This is a genomic window from Sphingobium quisquiliarum P25, from assembly GCF_000445065.1.
In the GTDB taxonomy this organism is placed as follows: domain Bacteria; phylum Pseudomonadota; class Alphaproteobacteria; order Sphingomonadales; family Sphingomonadaceae; genus Sphingobium; species Sphingobium quisquiliarum.
The window spans coordinates 1-4,350 of the sequence record NZ_ATHO01000013.1; the positions used below are offsets into that span (position 1 = coordinate 1).

Below are 4,350 nucleotides of genomic sequence, written 5' to 3' on the forward strand. Positions count from 1 at the left end.
ATCGTCGGCACCGCCTATCTGGCCGCCGAACCGGGCGCGGCTCCTTTCGCGCCGGTCGGTTCGACCGTGAAGGCGGGCGACACCGTGCTGATCGTCGAAGCGATGAAGGTCATGAACGCGATTCCCGCGCCCAATGCGGGCACGGTCAAGGCTGTCCTGGTCGAAAACGGCCAGCCGGTCGAATATGACCAGCCGCTGATAGTCATCGAATAAGGCCGCGCATCCCATGGCCATCGAAAAGCTGCTGATCGCCAACCGGGGCGAAATCGCCCTGCGCATCCACCGCGCCTGCCATGAAATGGGCATAAAGACGGTGGCGGTCCATTCCACCGCCGACGCCGACGCCATGCATGTGCGCCTCGCCGACGAAGCGATCTGCATCGGCCCCCCGGCGGCCAAGGACAGCTATCTGAACGTCGCCGCGATCATTTCCGCGGCCGAAATCTCCGGCGCGGACGCGATCCATCCGGGCTACGGCTTCCTCTCCGAAAATGCCCAGTTCGCGGAGATCGTCGAAGCGCACGGGCTGGCCTTCGTCGGCCCCAAGCCCGAACATATCCGCATCATGGGCGACAAGGTGGAGGCGAAGCGCACGGCGGGCGCCCTCGGCCTGCCGATCGTCCCCGGTTCCGACGGCGCGCTCGAAAGCGTCGAGGAAGCCAGGCAAGTCGCCGCGAAGATCGGCTACCCCGTCCTCATCAAGGCGGCGTCGGGCGGCGGCGGCCGCGGCATGAAGGTCGTGCCGTCCGAAGACCAGCTCGAAACGCTGATGAAGCAGGCGGGGTCGGAAGCGAAGGCGGCCTTCGGCGACGACACCGTCTATATGGAAAAATATCTGGGCAACCCCCGGCATATCGAATTCCAGGTCTTCGGCGACGGCAATGGCAACGCCATTCACCTTGGCGAGCGCGACTGCTCGCTCCAGCGCCGCCACCAGAAGGTGCTGGAGGAAGCGCCCTCTCCCGTCCTCTCCTCCGCCGAGCGCGACCGGATGGGCGAAGTGGTGCGCAAGGCGATGGCCGACATGGGCTATCGCGGCGCGGGCACCATCGAGTTCCTGTGGGAAAATGGCGAATTCTACTTCATCGAGATGAACACCCGCCTCCAGGTGGAACATCCGGTGACGGAAATGATCACCGGCGTCGATCTCGTCCGCGAACAGATCCGCGTCGCGGAGGGCAAGCCCCTGTCGGTGGAGCAGCAGGACATCGAATTCCACGGCCACGCCATCGAATGCCGCATCAATGCAGAGGACCCGCGCACCTTCGCGCCCTCGCCCGGCACCGTCACCAGCTATCACGTGCCCGGCGGCATGCACGTCCGCGTCGATAGCGGCCTGTATCAAGGCTATAAGGTGCCGCCATATTATGACAGCATGATCGGCAAGCTGATCGTTTACGGCCGCACCCGCGAAGGCTGCATCATGCGCCTCAAGCGCGCGCTGGAAGAATATGTGATCGAAGGCATGAAGACCACGATCCCGCTCCACCAGAAGCTGCTCAAGGACCCCGATTTCCTCAACGGCGACTATACGATCAAGTGGCTGGAAGAGTGGTTGGCGAAGGACGATCAGGCATGAAGGCGACCATCTGGCACAACCCCCGCTGCTCCAAGTCCCGCGCCGCGCTCGCGATCCTGGAAGCCGCGCCGGGCGTTGAGGTTGAGGTGGTCGAATATCTCAAAACCCCGCCCACCCGCGCCGAAATCGAGGCGGTGCTGCGACAGGCAGGTGTCCGCGCATCGGAAGCCGTCCGCAAGGGCGAGCCGGTCGTCAAGGACATCGGCCTCGACGTGACGGACGACAAGGCTGTCCTGGACGCGATGGCGGCGCATCCCATCCTGATCGAACGCGCCATCGTCATCACGGAAAAAGGCGCCGTGATCGCCCGGCCGCCGGAACGGGCGAGCGAAGTCCTTCAACGCGCAAGCAGAAAATTTTCTGACTTCTAAGCTCGGCGAAAACGGGTTTCAGCCCAGCAGCTTGACTCAGATGCGAGGCAAGATGCTTTAGATCCGTGTCCAATCAAAACATTGATTAACGGGGGAATTCTGTGCATATTCGTTGGCTGGCGGCCATTTCTGCCTTGGCGATGTTATCGAGCTGTGGAGGGGGAGGTGCCGACTCCGAGACACCAGCAGCGGGTCCCCAGCCCACGCCTTCGCCAGCACCTACTCCAACGCCAGCTGCGACAGTATTTGGCGCTGTAACAGCAGGCCCGATGCTGGCGCCGATCTCTTTTGATTTTGACAATGACGGCAGGGTCGACGCGATAACGACCACATCCGCCACCGGACTGTTCGGCCAGGACGTCGCAGTGCTACCGCCGTTCATTGGGTTCGGATCTGTCCCTTCATCACCCACCGGCAGAATGAGCGTTAGTCTTGGGGTCGATGCGGCAACCGGGATGATCATCGGAGACATGTCCGCTCCGCCTAGCGCATCGATCATTTCTCCTCTCACCACCGTAATAGACGCGCAGGGGAGCTCCAGCTCCGTGCGAACGGCGCTGGGCTTGGACTCCGGCGGCTATGCATTGAGAGCGGGAACTAATCTGCTCACCTTCAACCCAGTGCGTAACTGGCAGAGCAGCGACGCTGGCGTCGCGCAGGATGCTGGCCGTCTTACAACGATCAATCTGCAACTTTTAGCTCTTGCGGCTTATTTCACAGACACAAGCGACCCCGAGGACTATGCGATATCGCTAAGGAAGGTGTCGCGCCACATCAGTGCTGCAATGGTGACGAGCGGGTCTCTGGATTTTACCACTCCTGCCAGCATCGTAGCTTTGATGACAGCATCAGGGCAGGCATCTGTACTTGATCCGCCTGTTCCCACCGACTGGCGCGACGCTAAAGCCGATCTTATTGCGAAGTATATGACGGCGATGCCCCCCAGGATCAGGGACGAGGCGGACATCAGGGCTTGGGTATATACGTTTCGATTCTTTATCATGCCGGAACTGAACATTCTCGGTTATCGCTGGCCAAATCCGGCAGCGCCCAGGATCGCAGCGATTCAGCCCGCCGATATCACAGCGGTAGCGGAGTATTTTCGGTCAGCACCAGCACCAGTGGCCGGGCCGTTGATGGCGGCACCAGACTATCGTGAAATTACCGCTTCTTCATCAGCACCAAATTCATTGGTCCTTAGCGGCTGCGCCACGGCCGCCCCAACGCGGCTTCCGACCTGTAGCGATTGGCTACTTTTCCGAGGTAGCGAAAACACGGAGCTGACTGCTGCCGACGCCGTCGAGCCTGCCAAGCTGACAGCCAGCTTGATCGACGGAAATCTCCATCTCACGCGAGCAGGAACATTCCTTGGATTGACACGCGTTACTTACCAAACACGCAATTCAACGGGCGATATGGCTACCGGCATCATCTTCGTGCGGGTCCGCGCGCCGGACTGAACTGAGATTGCCGACCTGAGCGCGATGGCAAGCCTGTTTGCCAACGCCCACTGGAGCCCTCCGCCCTAACCCGCTATCCCCTCGCACCATGTCCCAGAATCATCTCTACCTGGTCGACGGCAGCGGCTATATCTTCCGCGCCTATCACCAGCTTCCGCCGCTCACCAATCGCCATGGCCAGCCCGTGGGCGCGGTCTATGGCTACACCACGATGCTGTGGAAGCTGGCCGACGAGCTGGGCAAGGCGGAAGGGCCGACGCACCTCGCGGTCGTGCTGGACAAGGGTAGCCACACGTTCCGCAATGAGATGTACGACGCCTACAAGGCGAACCGTCCACCGCCGCCGGAGGACCTTGTCCCCCAATTCCCGATGATCCGCGACGCCACCCGCGCCTTCTCCCTCCCCTGCATCGAGGAAGCCGGGTTCGAGGCGGACGACATCATCGCCAGCTACACAAAGGCCGCCGTCGCGCAGGGCTGGCACGTCACCATCGTCAGTTCCGACAAGGATCTGATGCAGCTCATCCAGCCCGGCGTCGATATGTACGACACGATGAAGAATGAGCGGCGCGGCGCGGACTATGTCATGGCGAAGTTCGGCGTGCAGCCGCAGCAACTGGGCGACGTCCTCGCGCTGATGGGCGACAGCATCGACAATGTCCCCGGCATTCCCGGCATCGGCCCCAAGACCGCCGCGAAGCTCATCACCGAATATGGCAGCCTGGAAGCCGCGCTCGAAGCCGCCCCTTCGATGAAGAAGTCGAAGATGCAGGAAAATCTGATCGCCCATGCCGACATGGCCCGCCTGTCCCGCAAGCTGGTGGCCCTGCACGACCGCATGGACCTGCCTGAACCGCTGGAGGAACTGACGCTCAAGGGCATTCCGGCCGAACCGCTCCAGAATTTCCTTGAGCATCACGGCTTCAAGTCGCTGCTGACC

At 61.8% G+C, this 4,350-nt stretch carries 5 protein-coding genes; all 5 read left to right on the forward strand.

The features are described from left to right. A partial coding sequence (locus L288_RS24285; RefSeq protein ID WP_021236723.1) for an acetyl-CoA carboxylase biotin carboxyl carrier protein occupies positions 1–213 on the forward strand: 213 nt, incomplete at its 5' end. Positions 214–226: 13 nt separating this feature from the next. Beyond that, positions 227–1,579, forward strand: a complete 1,353-nt coding sequence (gene accC, locus L288_RS24290) for an acetyl-CoA carboxylase biotin carboxylase subunit (protein WP_021236724.1) — start codon at positions 227–229, stop codon at positions 1,577–1,579. Continuing rightward, the gene (gene arsC / locus L288_RS24295; protein WP_021236725.1) at positions 1,576–1,950 is read left to right on the forward strand and encodes an arsenate reductase (glutaredoxin); all 375 of its coding nucleotides are present in this window, start codon (positions 1,576–1,578) and stop codon (positions 1,948–1,950) included. The genes accC and arsC overlap by 4 nt, the downstream gene beginning before the upstream one ends. Positions 1,951–2,219: 269 nt before the next feature. Beyond that, on the forward strand, positions 2,220–3,410 hold the full coding sequence (locus tag L288_RS24300) for a hypothetical protein (RefSeq protein WP_021236726.1): 1,191 nt from the start codon (positions 2,220–2,222) through the stop codon (positions 3,408–3,410). A gap of 88 nt (positions 3,411–3,498) precedes the next feature. Then, a partial coding sequence (locus tag L288_RS0121135; protein WP_031303799.1) for a 5'-3' exonuclease occupies positions 3,499–4,350 on the forward strand: 852 nt, incomplete at its 3' end.

Excerpts from the sequence above, each read along its gene's own strand:
- accC (WP_021236724.1), top strand. The coding sequence starts at position 227 with ATGGCCATCGAAAAGCTGCTGATCGCCAACCGGGGCGAAATCGCCCTG.
- arsC (WP_021236725.1), top strand. The coding sequence starts at position 1,576 with ATGAAGGCGACCATCTGGCACAACCCCCGCTGCTCCAAGTCCCGCGCC.
- L288_RS24300 (WP_021236726.1), top strand. The coding sequence starts at position 2,220 with ATGCTGGCGCCGATCTCTTTTGATTTTGACAATGACGGCAGGGTCGAC.